This window comes from Collinsella sp. OM04-5 (assembly GCF_003439125.1).
Classification (GTDB): domain Bacteria; phylum Actinomycetota; class Coriobacteriia; order Coriobacteriales; family Coriobacteriaceae; genus Collinsella.
In genome coordinates, this window is the sequence record NZ_QSUU01000004.1 from 1 (window position 1) to 15228 (window position 15228).

At 58.6% G+C, this 15228-nt stretch carries 12 protein-coding genes; 5 read left to right on the plus strand and 7 right to left on the minus strand.

Going from position 1 to position 15228, the window contains the following annotated elements:
* Positions 1-86: 86 nt before the first annotated feature.
* Complete coding sequence (locus tag DXB53_RS03180; protein ID WP_117583392.1) at positions 87-1043, minus strand: tRNA-dihydrouridine synthase; 957 nt, start codon at positions 1041-1043, stop codon at positions 87-89.
* A 539-nt stretch (positions 1044-1582) separates the two neighbouring features.
* Here DXB53_RS03180 and DXB53_RS03190 point away from each other — a divergent pair.
* Both DXB53_RS03190 and DXB53_RS03195 read left to right on the plus strand, forming a co-directional pair.
* Positions 1583-2110, plus strand: a complete 528-nt coding sequence (locus DXB53_RS03190) for a DUF3592 domain-containing protein (protein ID WP_117583287.1) — start codon at positions 1583-1585, stop codon at positions 2108-2110.
* Positions 2111-2173: 63 nt separating this feature from the next.
* Positions 2174-3307 carry a hypothetical protein gene (locus tag DXB53_RS03195; RefSeq protein ID WP_117583288.1) on the plus strand — a complete coding sequence of 378 codons (1134 nt, stop codon included), beginning with the start codon at positions 2174-2176 and terminating at the stop codon, positions 3305-3307.
* 37 nt (positions 3308-3344) lie between these two features.
* Here DXB53_RS03195 and DXB53_RS03200 read toward each other — a convergent pair whose 3' ends face one another.
* The 5 genes from DXB53_RS03200 to DXB53_RS03220 form a co-directional block, all read right to left on the minus strand.
* The gene (locus tag DXB53_RS03200) at positions 3345-6599 is read right to left on the minus strand and encodes an ABC transporter ATP-binding protein/permease (protein WP_117583289.1); all 3255 of its coding nucleotides are present in this window, start codon (positions 6597-6599) and stop codon (positions 3345-3347) included.
* 221 nt (positions 6600-6820) lie between these two features.
* Entirely contained in the window at positions 6821-8512 is a 1692-nt protein-coding gene (locus DXB53_RS03205) for an FAD-dependent oxidoreductase (protein WP_117583290.1), read from the minus strand.
* A 226-nt stretch (positions 8513-8738) separates the two neighbouring features.
* Positions 8739-9701, minus strand: a complete 963-nt coding sequence (locus DXB53_RS03210; RefSeq protein WP_117583291.1) for a redoxin domain-containing protein — start codon at positions 9699-9701, stop codon at positions 8739-8741.
* 35 nt (positions 9702-9736) lie between these two features.
* The gene (locus DXB53_RS03215; RefSeq protein ID WP_055252400.1) at positions 9737-10648 is read right to left on the minus strand and encodes a 4Fe-4S binding protein; all 912 of its coding nucleotides are present in this window, start codon (positions 10646-10648) and stop codon (positions 9737-9739) included.
* Positions 10641-10787, minus strand: a complete 147-nt coding sequence (locus tag DXB53_RS03220) for a CD1871A family CXXC motif-containing protein (RefSeq protein WP_197032826.1) — start codon at positions 10785-10787, stop codon at positions 10641-10643. The genes DXB53_RS03215 and DXB53_RS03220 overlap by 8 nt, the downstream gene beginning before the upstream one ends.
* A gap of 89 nt (positions 10788-10876) precedes the next feature.
* Here DXB53_RS03220 and DXB53_RS03225 point away from each other — a divergent pair, with 89 nt between their 5' ends.
* Together DXB53_RS03225 and DXB53_RS03230 are read left to right on the plus strand one after the other, a co-directional pair.
* Entirely contained in the window at positions 10877-11551 is a 675-nt protein-coding gene (locus DXB53_RS03225; protein WP_055252402.1) for a response regulator transcription factor, read from the plus strand.
* Complete coding sequence (locus DXB53_RS03230) at positions 11548-12696, plus strand: HAMP domain-containing sensor histidine kinase (protein ID WP_055252403.1); 1149 nt, start codon at positions 11548-11550, stop codon at positions 12694-12696. Before DXB53_RS03225 ends, DXB53_RS03230 begins: the two co-directional genes overlap by 4 nt.
* Before the next feature lie 116 nt (positions 12697-12812).
* Here DXB53_RS03230 and guaA read toward each other — a convergent pair whose 3' ends face one another.
* Entirely contained in the window at positions 12813-13793 is a 981-nt protein-coding gene (guaA, locus tag DXB53_RS03235; RefSeq protein ID WP_082435590.1) for a glutamine-hydrolyzing GMP synthase, read from the minus strand.
* 297 nt (positions 13794-14090) lie between these two features.
* Here guaA and DXB53_RS10015 point away from each other — a divergent pair, with 297 nt between their 5' ends.
* Complete coding sequence (locus DXB53_RS10015) at positions 14091-15095, plus strand: helix-turn-helix transcriptional regulator (RefSeq protein WP_055252404.1); 1005 nt, start codon at positions 14091-14093, stop codon at positions 15093-15095.
* Positions 15096-15228: the final 133 nt, after the last annotated feature.

Below are 15228 nucleotides of genomic sequence, written 5' to 3' on the forward strand. Positions count from 1 at the left end.
TCGTAGCCCGAGACGGTCCCGGGCTGACAATTTCGACTGTAATGGACGTTCTTGAATGACTAGTCGTTAAAGAACGTCCCCAACGACTAGTAGCCACAAAAGCGGGCAACAGGCGCGAGCGGCTGCTCGCGAAAGACGCGCTCGACGGCGGCGCGGTATTCGTCGACCTTTTTGGTCTTGCGCACGAGCTTGTGCACGGTAGCGGGATCGGCGAAGGCACATTTGGCGTAGAACCACCATTCCTTCATGCGAAAGACCGCGTTGCCCCCAATCTCGTCCGCATAGGCCGCAAACAGCGTGTCGTGGAAGCGCTGCAACTCGGCAGCCGTGGCGGCAGAGCCGCCCTTAACCATGCGAGCCAGCGCGGGATTCGCGAGCAAGCCGCGCCCCAACATTACGTGGCGTGTTCCGGGATAGGCCCCCACCAGCGCATCCATGTCCTCAAGATCAAAGATGTCGCCGTTATAGGCCACGGGAAACGGCGCCCGCTCCAACGTCTCGCCGTAAAACTCTTTACGCGGCGAGCCCGTATAACGGTCCTTTTGCACGCGCGGATGCACGATCAGCTCTGCCAGCGGCATGCGGCAATAGAGGTCGAGCACGCGTTCGTACTCGTCATCGCTTTCCAACCCCAGCCTGGTCTTGACCGACACCGGCAAGGGTGAGCGTTCGCACACGTCGCTCAAGAACACCTCGAGCTCATCCAGGTTGCGCAGAAAGCCCGAACCCTTGCCTTTGGCAACAACCGTACCCGAGGGGCAGCCAAGGTTGAGATTGACCTCGCGGTACCCCATCTCGGCGAGCACCTGCGCCGCCCACACAAACTCGTCCGCATTCTTGGACATCAGCTGAGGTACTACGTTAAGCCCCTGGTTATTGGCAGGATCGACCTCTTTAAACGCCTTGCCACCAAAGCGGTTGCCCACCCGCGGCGGCGGCAAAAACGGCGTGTAATAACAATCGAGCGCGCCAAAGCACTCCGCATGCACGCGACGGAACACATGCCCGGTAATCCCCTCCATAGGGGCCAGCGATAAATTCATCAACATCCACTCTCAAATCAATGTGACAAAGGGACAGTCCCTTTGTCACATCCCATTCAAGCGGTTCAGGAACTCTTCGCAGGCGCGAGAACGCAGGCGATATTTTTTCCACACCAGATACGATGCAATGGTGAAGGGGCAAAAGGGCAGTCCCTTTGCCCCAAGTGCCGGCTACCGGACGCAAGCTAGTTGCCGTTCGCGAACGCCGCCCATATTTCGAGGTCTAATGCTTTTCCCGAGAAGTGAACGGCTGTATTTGGACCCCCGAAGCATTGACATTTTTAGGCGTCAAAACCGCAGGATTTGACTGGCAAAATCGCAGGAAATTGCACGCCAAAAGTGTCGATGCTTCGGGAGTCCGTTTTCACTCGTTCACTTCTCGGGAAAAGTATTAGACCTCGATTCCGCAGTCCCCGATGTGACAAAGGAACAGTCCATTTGTCACATTCAGAATTGACCCCCCCCCCGCAATAGCTCATCGATGGCGGGATTCTCTATACTGGGTCACATATGACGGTATCGCGCCAAAGGAGAACGCCGTGACCACGTCGCAGATATCCCTGCTCGCGCTCATCTTGGTTGGGGGCATCGGCATCCTGCTTATCGGAGTGAGCGCGCTCATGAAGGCCGCCGCCCGCAAAAAAGCCAAGGCCTGTACCGCCGTGACCATGGGGACGGTCATCGACCATCGCTTTATGGGTGAAGGCAGAATGAATCCCGTTTTGGAATACACCGTCGACGGCACGCAATACCGCGCGAAAAAACAATTCCGTGGCATAAAGACCAAAAGCTTGTCGGGACTCCCCATCCGCACGCAAGCCACCGCCTACGAAGACGCCAAGGGCTGGCTGCACGTGCAGACAGGCCCCATCGCCCGCCTAGGCACCCTCGCGGAGCAGCTTTGGCCCCTCGGTAGCCAAATGACCGTGTACTACAACCCCAGCAACCCAGACAAAAGCTATGTCGAACGCCCCATCGTGGGCAACTTTGCCACACTGATGTTTAACATCGCAGGCTTCTTGCTCATCGCGATGAGCATCTTGCTCTATGTTCTTATCCAGCGCTAGCTCAAACTGATGCGCCCCGCGCCCCATGCGCCGCAACGACCGTTACGACACCAAGGATCAGCCATGGCAACACTTTCCGAACAAGAACGTAAGCGCATCCAGCGATACTGCATCTGTCCCAAGGTTGCCGGCGCGGCGCTTGCCATGGCATTCGTGCTGCCCTTATTGATTATTCCTTTCGAAATGATCGACGACATCGTCTTCCATCACGAAGGCTTCCAAGAGACGGGCATGATGACCGCCTTGGTGCTCACCGCCATCGAGCTCGTCATATTCTGCTACTGTGCCCTCGCGCCGCGTTTTGGCATGCGCGGCAAGCAGTGGAAGGAAATGCAGAACCGGCTCGCCATCGAGCAGAGCGAGAAAGACCGCTCGGCACAAATCGCAGGCGTTGTTGGCACGCAGGCCGCCGCACGCCTGCTCAAGAACAGCGACAACGAGACCGCACGCAACCTGGGCGGCGCGGCAGAAGTCGCCGCTGCCGTAGGCGCCGTCGCCACCGCGGCAGACGTGCTTGCCGAAAGCTTCGCCAACGCAAGGGCCATGGCAGAGGCCTGTGGCGTGCCTGTCCCCCGTGCAAAGAAGTGGGTCGTCGCGCTTGTGGCGCTGCCCCTCGCGATCGTGTGCGGCGCCTATATCCCGCAGCTGGCGCAGGGAAACATCGAGATGCAGGAGAACGCCGCGGCCGCGGCCGAGCAGATCGCCATCGCACGCAAGGCATTAGAGCCCTCATGCGAGTACGTGTCCGCCGATGACCCCTACGAGCGATATCAAGATTACGGCTATCACGTCCGCAGCTATCTGCACGACGGCGACTCCGATGCCCAGAAGACCTATACGTACCTGGATTTTGACAACAAGGGAACGCTCACGGAAGTGAGCTACGCGGCAGAGATCGACCCCGACGCGAGCCTTGAGGACAACCTCGCCCGCATCGAGCTCGACTTGGACGAACTTTCCTCTGTCGTCCAAACCGTAGACGTCAAGACCGTGAGTCCCGAGCTCCTAGCACCGCAAAAGCTCCCCGAAGAGTTTAGGCAGGCTTTTTTGAACGGTTCGCTCTACGAGAGAATCTCCATCAGGACGAGTGACAACCCCATCAAAACGTACTATTCGTTTGACACGGATCCCGAGGATGAATTTGACGAGTACACCCATCCAAGCATCCGTATCACATTGATGGGCAAAACGAGCTAGCCACCCAATGTGACAAAGGGACTGTCCCTTTGTCACATTATTCGGAGCGTAGGGCTTCCACAGGGTCTTTCTTGGATGCGCTGCGAGCCGGCAGCAGGCCGGCAACGACCGTCAGCAGCACCGAAATTACAATGAGCATCAGCGCGTCTTGAACGGGCAGGCTCATCAGGTTGGGCACCTGCTTGGCCGCAAGCGCCCAGGCATTAACCGGAAAGCTCACGGCCACCACGACGACAATGGCAAAGACGCCGGCAATGAGGCCTTCGATAAAGGTCTCGGCATTAAATACGTTGGCCACGTTGCGCTTTGACGCGCCGATCGCGCGCAGGATGCCAATCTCCTTTTTGCGCTCCAGCACGCTGATGTAGGTGATGATGCCGATCATGATGGAGCTCACCACCAAACTGATACTCACGAATGCGATGAGCACCAAGCTGATAGTATTCACGATGTCGGTCACCGAGCCCATGATGATGCCCATGTAGTCGGTATACGAGATTGCCTGCTCATCGTGGCCAGCAGCTTTGACCTGCTTGTTGTACGCATCGATGTAATCGAGCACGCGCTCCTTGGCCTCAAAGTCGCGCGGGAAAATCTTGACCGAAATGGGGTCCGCCTCGTCCGCATAGCCCAACGTGGTCAGATTGTTGTCGTAGGTGAGCTTCGACGCCTTGGCATAGCTCATCATGAGCGAGCTCAGATCCTCGGCGTCCATGTTGAAGTGGATGGCACGAGCAAAGGCGCCCGCATCCACGCGCATGGCGCTCGCCAGGTTGGCAAAACTCGAAGACATCTGCGTCGCCATTTGGTCCATGAACCCTGCCGCACCCGCCTTGAGCTGGGTTGATACCGTCGTCGCAATCTGCTCGCTGACCGCCTTCATCACCTGATCCATAGACTGCTGCAAATACGGAGCCAGCTGCTTTTGCACATAGTCGCCCATCACCTGCTGCAGACGCTCGGCCAAGGCATCGCCGCCCAACGCCTTGAGCTGAGCCAGGCATTGCTGGGCTGCGGCATCATTCTCAAGATACGCCGAGAATGCGGCAGCAAGCTTTGACGCGTCCTTAAGATCTTCGGGCGACAGCGCCTTAAACTGATCAGACTGCAGAAAGCCCTCAAACAGCTGGTTGGCAAGCGTTCCTACCTGCTGCATCTGCTCGGGCGTGAGTTCCAGACCGTCAAAGATGCCCGAGAAATCTGGGGCCGGCGCTTTGGCCATGATGTCGCTGAAGTCGATGTCCTTCCCAACGCCCGAAAGGTCAAGGTCCAGCCCGGACAAGTCGATACCAGAAAGGTCTATACCGCCGGCCGCACCCGAGAGCGCCGACGTATCGAACGAGAACGCACTCTTGAGCGCCGCTTCGTCCACACCGAACATGCTGCCCAAATCCACGCCCTGTTTGGCCTCGCCTTGCAGTTCATCGAAAGACTTGCCCGTAAAGACATCCGTCTCGGGGTGGGCAAGCTGCTCCTGCACGATTTGCGAATCGGCAGCACGCTCCATAAGCTGGCGAGTCAGCGCATGCGTATAGGCAATGCCCGGGGACAATGCGCTCGCGTTTGCCGCCTCGTTGGGTCGCACCACGCCCACAATGCGCACGTCAATACCGTCGGCAACCTTGGCTTTCATAAAGTCGGCGTCGCCAGACATGTCAGTCCACATGCCGGTCTCTTCGTTTTTGTGATAGGCATCGGCCGGCGACAACACCTTAAACGTCGTGGACAGTGCATCGTCGTAGGTAAAGTCGCTGCCGGTCTTGGGCGTCTTGACCTTGCCGTCGGCCGTCATGGCACTGTTAACCAGGTCGTTGAGCTCATCGATATCCAGCGCGCCGATGCTGTAGAGCGTGTAGTCGCCCACCGTTCCGCGGCTCGAAAGCACCATCACGGCCTCGTTGGCGGACGTAGGCCAATGGCCGGCAACGACATCGTACTGGCTGTCGAGCAGGCTCTGGTCGTCAATCATCTCGTTAAAGACCGACGTTCCCATGGAATCCATGCTCACCGTTGCCGCCGAGCTCGCGCCTCCGCTCATGGCCTCGGTCATAGCGTTGGGAACAAGGCGAACGGGCTTCTCGTCGCCCTTACTCGAACGATAGACAACCGGCGTCACGCCGTAACCATACTGAATAGCGTTGACCTCTTTGTCGATACCGTTGCCGCCGTCGTCAAGCCATGCCTTAAAGCTCGTCATATCGTTAGATTTAACACTTGCGAACATGTCCTTTACGGCCGTGACCACAGGGATCTTATCGGTCCCCTGAGCCTTGCCGCCGGTAGCGCCATCGGACGAGTCCTCGCCCTTGGACGCCTCCTCATCCGTGCCCCCCTGTCCGCCCATCATAGACGACAGGTCGTAATCTTGTTTGGAAATCGTAAGCGGGTAGCTTGAGAGCGTGTCCTCCTCGACCTTTTTGATGTAGCCGTTTACGCCGTTGGAGAGCGCCAGAATCGCCGCGATGCCAATAATGCCAATCGAACCTGCAAAGGCAGTCATGGCCGTACGGCCCTTCTTGGTCATGAGGTTTCGGGCAGAAAGCCCCAGCGCCGTCATAAAGCTCATCGAGGTTTTGCGCGTGGGTTTTGCCTCGCGATGTGCGACCGTGGCCACATCAAAGGGGTCGGAATCGTCGGTGACCTTGCCGTCCGCCAGGCTGACGATGCGCGTGGCGTACTGGTACGCCAGCTCGGGATTGTGCGTGACCATGATGACCAGACGATCGCGCGCAACGTCCTTGAGCAAATCCATAACCTGCACGGACGTCGTTGAATCCAAGGCGCCGGTCGGCTCGTCAGCCAGCACAATCTCGGGGTCGTTGATCAAGGCGCGGGCAATGGCCACGCGCTGCATCTGCCCGCCCGAAAGCTGGTTCGGGCGTTTGTCAACGTGCTCGCCCAGACCAACCGTCTCGAGCGCCTTACGCGCACGCTGGCGGCGCTCGGCATGTCCCACGCCCGTGAGCGTAAGCGCCAGCTCCACGTTTTCCAAAATGCTCTGGTGCGGAATGAGGTTGTAGCTCTGAAACACAAAGCCAATGCGATTGTTTCTGTAGGCATCCCAATCGCGGTCGCTGAAATCCTTGGTCGAGATGCCATCGATCAGCAGGTCGCCGGAATCGAAATGGTCGAGTCCACCAATGACGTTGAGCATCGTAGTTTTACCCGAACCCGAGGGACCCAGGATGGCTACAAACTCGTTATCGCGAAAAGACAGGCTTACGCTGTCGAGCGCTACCTGCGTAAACGACTGCGTAACGTACCTTTTGCAAATAACTCTGAGATCCAGCATGGACGGCAACCTCTCTCGCGCGGGCGCGCTCGCCCGCTCCCCCGCCGTTCACGTTCGGCGCGTTTGTCCTACTCTATCCTCATTTTTGGCCGATACCAGTGAGGAATGTAACGAACCGCGCCAAAAAACGAACGGGACAGCACGCCGCATGGCGCACCATCCCGCATATAACATCCCCGATGCGACAAAGAGGCTGTCACTTTGTCACATTCCAATGCGCGCTACTTTTCGAGCCCGCACGGCATAACGTTAGCGCTGCCGCGGCGAGCCTCAGTCACGGCTGCAAAGAAGCGATAGCCGCCCGAGAAGTTAAAGCACTCAAAGCCATGCTGCGCCAAAATGCGGCAAGCAATGTAGCTGCGAATGCCGCTCTGGCAAATCACGTAGACCGGCTTGGCCCGGTCGAGCTCGCTCAGGCGATTGCGCAGATCATCGACGGGAATGTTTACGAAACCATCGATATGCCCGCGCTCATACTCCCCTTCCGTACGAACATCGAGCAGCTGCACGCTGCCATCGCGTGGCAAGTTGGGCTCATCCTCCCAATGCCACTGCGCCAGTATGCCGCGATTGAGGTTCTCGATCATAAAGCCCGCCATATTGACGGGATCCTTCGCCGATGAATACGGCGGCGCGTATGCTAGGTCCAAATCCTTAAGCCTATCGCCGCGCATGCCTGCCTGGATGGCAGTCGCCAGAACGTCGATACGCTTGTCCACACCATCGATGCCCACGATTTGCGCACCCAGCAGGCGCAATCCCTGCTTCTCGAAGACAACCTTCATGGTCATGGGCGTTGCACCCGGATAATAACCCGCATGCGAACCGGGCGACAGGACCACGCTGTCGCAGTCAATTCCCGCCGCGTGTGCCGCCTTTTCGGATAGTCCCGTGCTTGCCGCCGTCAAGTCGAATACCTTGATAACCGATGAGCCCAACGATCCGAGGTAGCAGCTGTCCATGCCGGCTATGACATCGGCGACGACACGCCCCTGCTTGTTGGCGGGGCCGGCGAGCGAAATGACCGCGTCCTCGCCGGTCACCTGATGCGTGACCTGCACGGCATCGCCCACGGCATACACGTCGGCAGCAGAGGTCTCCATGCGGTCGTTGACCACAATAGCCCCCTTGATGCCCAGTTCGAGCCCCGCCTCTTGCGCCAGATGGCTCTCAGGTGCCACGCCAATGGCAAGCAGCACCATATCGGCTCCGATAGGGTCATCGCCCGCAACATGGGTGACAACGCGGCCATCAACTTCCTCAAAACCTGTCACATCGGCCTTGAGGCGCAGATCGATACCGTGCTCACGCACCTCGGTATGCAAAAGGGTCGCCATGTCGTAATCCAGGTTGTTCATAAGCTGGACGGGACGCTGCAGAAGGGTCACCTGGAGCCCCAGCTCGCACAGATTCTCCGCCGTCTCGACGCCAATGAAGCCGCCGCCGATCACGACGGCACTGCTCGGTCGCCGCTCTCGAACATAGCTGTGAATACGCAGCGTGTCCTCAACGGTGCGTAGGCTAAAGATTTTATCCGAGTCGATGCCCGGCAACGCAGGGCGGATCGGCTTTGCACCCGGCGACAGGATGAGCTTGTCATACGTCTCGACAAATTCCTCGCCCGTCAGCATATTGCGAACCTCGACCGTATGCGAATCGGGATGGATGGCAAACACCTCGTGACTCGTCTTGACCGCAATGCGAAAGCGATCCCAAAAGCCCTTGGGAGACTGCAGCGTCAATGCGCTCTCTTCTTCTATCACGCCGCCAATGTAGTACGGAAGCCCACAATTGGCATACGATACAAAACCCGTGCGCTCAAAGATGACAATTTGGGCCTGCTCGTCGAGTCTGCGCAAACGTGCCGCCGCCGATGCGCCGCCCGCGACGCCTCCAACGATAACCACCTTCATAGCTAACGCACCACCTTTCCCGTGTAGCCGCTTATGCCGCCGATATTCTTGACACTGCCATACCCAGAACGCTTAAGAAAACTCACAGCTTGGTTGCTTCGCGCACCGCTCGGGCAATGCACGAAAAGCTGCGTGCCCTTTCGACGTATACCCATGATGCTACCCCGAAGCAGAAAAAAGAGTCGCTGTTTCCAGCGACTCCCCTTCAGTTGTCTGTCCCACGGACTTACTGTTCGCTCTTCGCGAGTGCCTGATCGATCAGTTTGTTGAGCGCCTCGCGCTGCTCAGCGGAGTTGATGCCGCCCATGATCGGCTCTCCCACAATGTTACCGTTCTGGTCGATCACGTAGGTGGTCGGGAACGAGTACAGGTTGGAGGTGAACTTTCCGGCCTCGCTGTCCGACTTAAACCAGATGTTCTTATACGTCACGCCCTTCTTGGAAAGCACGTCCTTGGCATCGGCCACCTCGTCTTTGTTGCCATCGAGCGTAAAGGAATTAACGCCCACGACCTGGCCGCCCTTCTCGGCAAGCTCCTTGTTGAGCTTCTCCAGATCGCCCAGCTCTCCCACGCACGGCTTGCAGGTGGTAAACCAGAAGTTCATGACGGTGACCTTGTTCTTGGAGAACAGCTCGTCGCTGTTTACATCGTTGCCGTCCAAGTCCTTGCCCTTAAAGCTGGGGAACTTCGTCTCCCCGCTCTCGCCGTTAGTCATGCCTGCGGTCGAGGCATCGACGCTCTCCCCCTCGCCGGGCGTGCTGCCGCATCCGGGGAACTCCTTCTCCAGCGCCATGAGCTTGTCCTCGATCTCCTTGACCTGCTGCGCGCCGGCCTTAAGCGTCTTAAGCTCGTCAGCCGCAAACTGATCCTTGGCGCCCTCGATGGTATCGAGCAAGAAGTCACCGTAGTTCTTGCCGTCCTCAATCATGGGAGTGTCTTTGTTGGCCGCAAGGAACACCTTTTCCCATAGGGCGTTATCGCTCGCAAAGATCTCGTTTTCCTTTTGCAGCAGCTGCTGGTACAGCTCGGCCGCCTCCTCGGCACTCGACGGCTTTTGCGCTATGAGCTCGGCAATCTGCGCATCGCCGCTCGTAGCACCCTTCGCGTCGCCCTTGGGGGCAGAGCACGCCGCGAGAGTCAGCGCCAGCACGGGCAGCATCAACAGAGCTGCAATTTTTGACAGTTTCATGGTTCCTCCGTTTATATCGAAACTTATATAGGTACCTATTTGTTTTCGCAGGCTTGCGTGGACTGCGCGGGTTTGTCGCCCGTCACACCCAGCCCATAGCGAAAGCTAATAGCATCGACGGGGCACGCGCCCACGCATTTGCCGCAACGAATGCACTCGGCATGGTCGGGCGTACGCGTAACGTCCACGTCCATTTGACACACCTTGGCGCACTTGCCGCACGAGACGCATTTGCACTGGTCAACCTGGATCCCCAGCAAAGACACCTTGTTCATGAGCGCATAAAATGCGCCGAGGGGGCAAATCCATTTGCAGAAGGGGCGATAGAACAGCACGCTCAGCACCGCAACCACAATGAGGATCGCGAGCTTCCAGGAAAAGAGCTTTCCCAGCGCGGAGCGGATTCCCACGTTCATGATGGACAGCGGAATCGCGCCCTCGAGCACACCTTGCGGGCAGATGTACTTGCAAAAGAACGGGTCGCCCATACCCACATCGTTAACCACCAAGACGGGCAGCAGCACCACGGCAAACAGCAGCACGGCATACTTGATGTACGTGAGCGGCTTGAGCTTTTTCGTGGAGAGCTTTTTGCTGGGAATCTTATGCAAAAGCTCTTGTAGCCATCCAAACGGGCACAAAAAGCCGCATACAAAACGTCCCAGCAGCACGCCGATCAGAATGAGCGTTCCGGTGACGTAATACGAGAAGCTAAACTTAGACGAGCCCACCACCGACTGAAACGACCCGATGGGGCACGCACCCGAGGCCGCTGGACACGAGTAGCAGTTGAGGCCCGGCACGCAGACGGCTTTGCCCGCTCCCTGGTAGATGCCGCCCTTGGCAAAGTTAGGCAGGTGAATATTGGTCGCAAGCGTCGCCGCCGCCTGAATCAATCCACGAAATCGCGCTAAAAGATGCGATGCAGTGTTTTTTCTTTTATCCAATTCCGATACACTCCAAGCACAGCCTGATTGCCTTGGCCAGCACGGCATCTGCCTCGCCGCGCATAATTCCAAAGCCAACCATGGCTACCCCAACGATCAGCAAAGCCACCTGCGCCACAGGCTTAATCGCTTTGAACAATCTGACCACTCCTTTCGTTTCGCGACCCATTGGACCATACCGACTATAAAATCCGTGTTAAGCGTGAATGATTATGCAAGGAGAACGTTATGCGCATCTTGGTCATCGAGGACGAGCGGGCGCTGTGCGATGCGATCGCACGCAGCCTGCGCAACTTGGCCTATAGCGTCGACTGCTGCTACGACGGGCAGCAGGCCCTCGATCTGCTCGATGTCGAGACCTTTGATCTTGTCGTGCTCGACCTCAATCTCCCCCATGTCGACGGCATGACCGTGCTCAGGCAACTCAGGACAGCTGATTGTGAGACCAAGGTGCTTGTGCTCTCGGCACGTGGCGAGGTCTCCGACAAGGTAGCGGGGCTCGATGCGGGCGCCAACGACTACCTCACCAAGCCGTTTCATCTTGACGAGCTTGCGGCAAGGATTCGCAGCCTTACCCTCAGACGCTTTACACAAAGCGACGTTGTTCTAACCTGTGGATCGCTGAGCTTTGACACCAAGGCGCGCCTCGCCACAGTGGGCGACGAGATCCTGTCCCTCACGCGCAAGGAGACCGGCATCTTGGAATACCTGATGCTTAACCAGGGGCGGCCGGTGAGCCAGGAGGAGCTCATCGACCACGTATGGGACAGCAGCGTCAACAGCTTTAGCAACGCGACCCGCGTGCACATCTCGTCGCTGCGCAAAAAGCTGCGCGGCGCGTTGGGGCACGACCCCATCCGCAACCGAATCGGCGAAGGCTACGTTATGGAGGATGGCAAATGAAGCGGTTGTCGCTGCAGTGGCGCATCACGTTGATGACGGCACTGCTGATATGTTCGACCTGCGTACTTATGAATTGCCTGGTTGGCTACTCCGGCATGCGCTACATGGACTCGATTGGTGCAGAAGCGTCGGCGCACAGCAAGGTGGAGGCGGCCTCGCCCAGCTCATTTGACCCGACAAACAAAGAGCTCGACGACGCGCTGACCATCGTCGTGAACGACGCCCAAGAATCGTTTGGCGCGACGAGCTGGTATATAACTGCGGCGGTGACGCTGCTCGGCGGCGTGCTGGCCTACTTTGTAAGCGGACATGCGCTGCGGCCGTTGCGCTTCTTTGCGACGCAAGTCGAGAGCGTGCGGCCCGACAACCTCGCCGACACAAAAATCAGCGAGGACGTGCCCTCTGAACTCAGGCGCTGCAGCGCGTCGTTTAACGACATGATTGCCCGCCTTGACGAGGGATTTTCCGCACAAAGACAGTTTACGGGCAATGCGGCGCACGAGCTGCGCACGCCACTTGCGCTCATGCAGGCCCAGGTCGAGCTGTTTTGCGCCGAGCACCCCGACGTCGACGCCGATACAGCGAGCCTGCTCGGGCTGCTGCAGGAGCAGACCGAGCGAATGACGCACATGACAAAGACCCTGCTCGAGATGAGCGAGCTGCGCAGTGTCCCTTGCAACGATGTGATTGACCTAGCGCCGATGATCGAAGAAGTGCTCACGGACCTGGCACCCCTTGCCGAGCAAAAAGACATCACGCTTACAAGTGAGGGCGACGCGCAAACGATCGGCAGCGACACGCTGATCTATCGGTTGCTGTTCAACTTGACCGAAAACGCCATACGCTATAGCGCGCCCAACTCGACCGTGCAAATCAACGCCTGCGCCGAAGGCGACCGCGTGCTGCTACGCGTGCGCGACCAGGGGCCGGGCATTCCCGAGCAATACCAGACGAGCATCTTTCAGCCCTTCTATCGCGTCGACAAATCGCGCAGCAGGGCATACGGCGGCGTGGGGCTGGGGCTTGCGCTGGTCTGGGAGATCGCCGCACTTCACGGCGGCTCCATCGAGGTCGAAAAGAGCTCGGAGCGCGGAACGACCATGCTCGTGACTCTTCCCACTCGCGCACTCGGCTCATTAAAATAACGAACGGGATGGCACGCCGCGTGGCGTACCATCCCGCACATAATATCGAGGATGTGACAAAGGGACTGTCCCTTTGTCACATCTGCTAGTTCTCGTCGCCTACCAGCTGAGTTAGCTTACTCCCACTCGACCGTGCCGACGGGCTTCGGCGTGAGGTCGTAGCACACTCGGCAGATGCCGGGAACCTCGGCGGTGACGCGAGCGGTAATACGCTTGAGCAGCGCCCAGTCGAGCTCGGGCACCTCGGCGGTCATGACGTCAACGGTGTTGATGCAGCGGATGATGCAGGGCCAGTCGTAGGCGCGCTTACCCTCGCGCACGCCGGTGGCGCGGAAGTCGGGCACGACGGCAAAATACTGCCAGATGGTCAGACCTGCCTTGTCGATCTCCTCGCGCACGATGGCGTCGGCTTCGCGCAGCGCCTCAAGACGGTCGCGGGTGATGGCGCCAAGGCAGCGGACGCCCAGGCCAGGACCGGGGAACGGCTGACGCTCAACCATGTTCTCGGGCAGGCCGAGCTCGCGGCCCACGACGCGCACCTCGTCCTTGTACAGCAGCTTGACGGGCTCGCAGAGCTCAAACTGCAGGTCATCGGGCAGGCCGCCCACGTTGTGGTGAGCCTTCACGCCATCCTGGGACTCCAGGATGTCGGGATAGATGGTGCCCTGGGCGAGGAAGCTAACCTCGTCGCCAACCTTGCGGGCCTCCTCCTCGAACACGCGAATGAACTCGGCGCCGATAATCTTACGCTTGGCCTCGGGCTCCTCGACGTCCACGAGCTTATCCAGGAAGCGATCAGTCGCGTCAACATAGACCAGGTTGGCGTCCATCTGGTTCTTGAAGACGTCGACGACCTGCTCGCTCTCGCCCTTGCGCATCAGGCCGTGGTTCACGTGCACGCAGATGAGTTGCTTGCCGATGGCCTTGATGAGCAAGGCCGCGACAACCGAGCTGTCAACGCCGCCCGAAAGGGCCAGCAGGACCTTCTTGTCGCCGATCTGCTCGCGGATTGCAGCGACCTGCTCTTCGATGAACGCCTGGGCAAGTTCGGGAGTGGTGATACGCACCATGTCGTCGGGACGCTTGTTGGGATCCATGCAGAGCTCCTTTTCGGTTCGATGGGAATGCGTTACACGTATGCAAACGCACCGTCACATGACCTCATTATATGCAGAACGAGATGCGTTTCCCATCGCTGCGACAGAGCTTTTTACAGGGGTGGTATTTTTTCCTAATGTCGAGGTCAGCTAGGCTTCGGTAGCCACCTTGGGAGCATCGCCAATAGACTCTTCCTTTATACGTTCGGCACAATCGTAGGCGATACCCACAAATTCAAGTCCCGAGCAACAGGAGTACAATTGCTGCTATTGTTGCCAGCTGTTGGGAGATGGAAGATGGACTGCGATGGCTACCCATGCGTTCCCATGCCGTTGATGTGCACTGCCTTTGTGCCGGGGCAGATGGACGCTGCGGTTGCAGGCATTTCCGACCCCGATTCGCGCGCCATTGCCACGGCAGAAGCGCTGTACTTTCGCGGACAGGCCACCCTTGCTGCCAAGACGGCGCGCCCCTATCTTGACGCCACCGATCCCGCACTGCGCTATTCCGCATGCTTTATCTGCGGATACGCCAGTCTGTCGCTCAACCGTATCGCCGACGCCCGCCGGTGCCTTGCGGGCATCCTCGATACGCCAACTGACGAGGAATCGCCCGCCGTCCACGCCACGCATATCCTGTTCGCCTCGGCCGCGAGCGTCCTGCTGCACTTGCCTTCCCCGTATTCTGCCGAAGAGTTTTATCCGCTTGCGGCGCATCTGCCCGAAGGCCTGCGCTTGTTCGCCAGCTACGTGATGGCGCATGCCCTGTACCTGCGCGGCGAATATGGCCGCAGTCTGGGCATGGCGGAAAACGCCCTAATTATGAAACAGGGAAGCTATCCCATCTCGGAACTGTTCCTGCACCTGGCAGCTTCCATGGCATACATGAGTCTCAAAGACGTCGACGCCGCAAAAGCGCATTTTGGCGCCGCTTGGGACATTGCGCGCCCCGACGGCCTCATCGAGCTCATCGGCGAGCACCACGGCCTTTTACAGGGGCTCATCGAGGCGTGCCTAAAAACGCAATACCCTGACGATTTCGCGCGCATCATCGAGATCACGTACCGCTTCAGCTACGGCTGGCGGCGCATCCACAACCCCGATTCGGGCGAGGACGTGGCCGACGATCTAACGACCACGGAATTCACCATGGCCATGCTCGCCTGTCGTGGGTGGACCAACGCCGAAATCGCACGCCATATGGGAGTATCGCCGGGCACCGTCAAAAACCGCCTATCCGGCGTATACGCAAAGCTTGGCATCGGCACACGCGCCGAGCTGGTCGCGCATATGTTGCGTTAGCGACCGGGCTGCCAAGCGCATCGAACGCGTTCCGGAACCCGGCGCTTCGCTCGATCAATTTGGACATTTTGGCCATCGAACGGCACTACCGCCACGAAGCGTCTTCTCGCAAAATTGGATTATTTCCACCGAT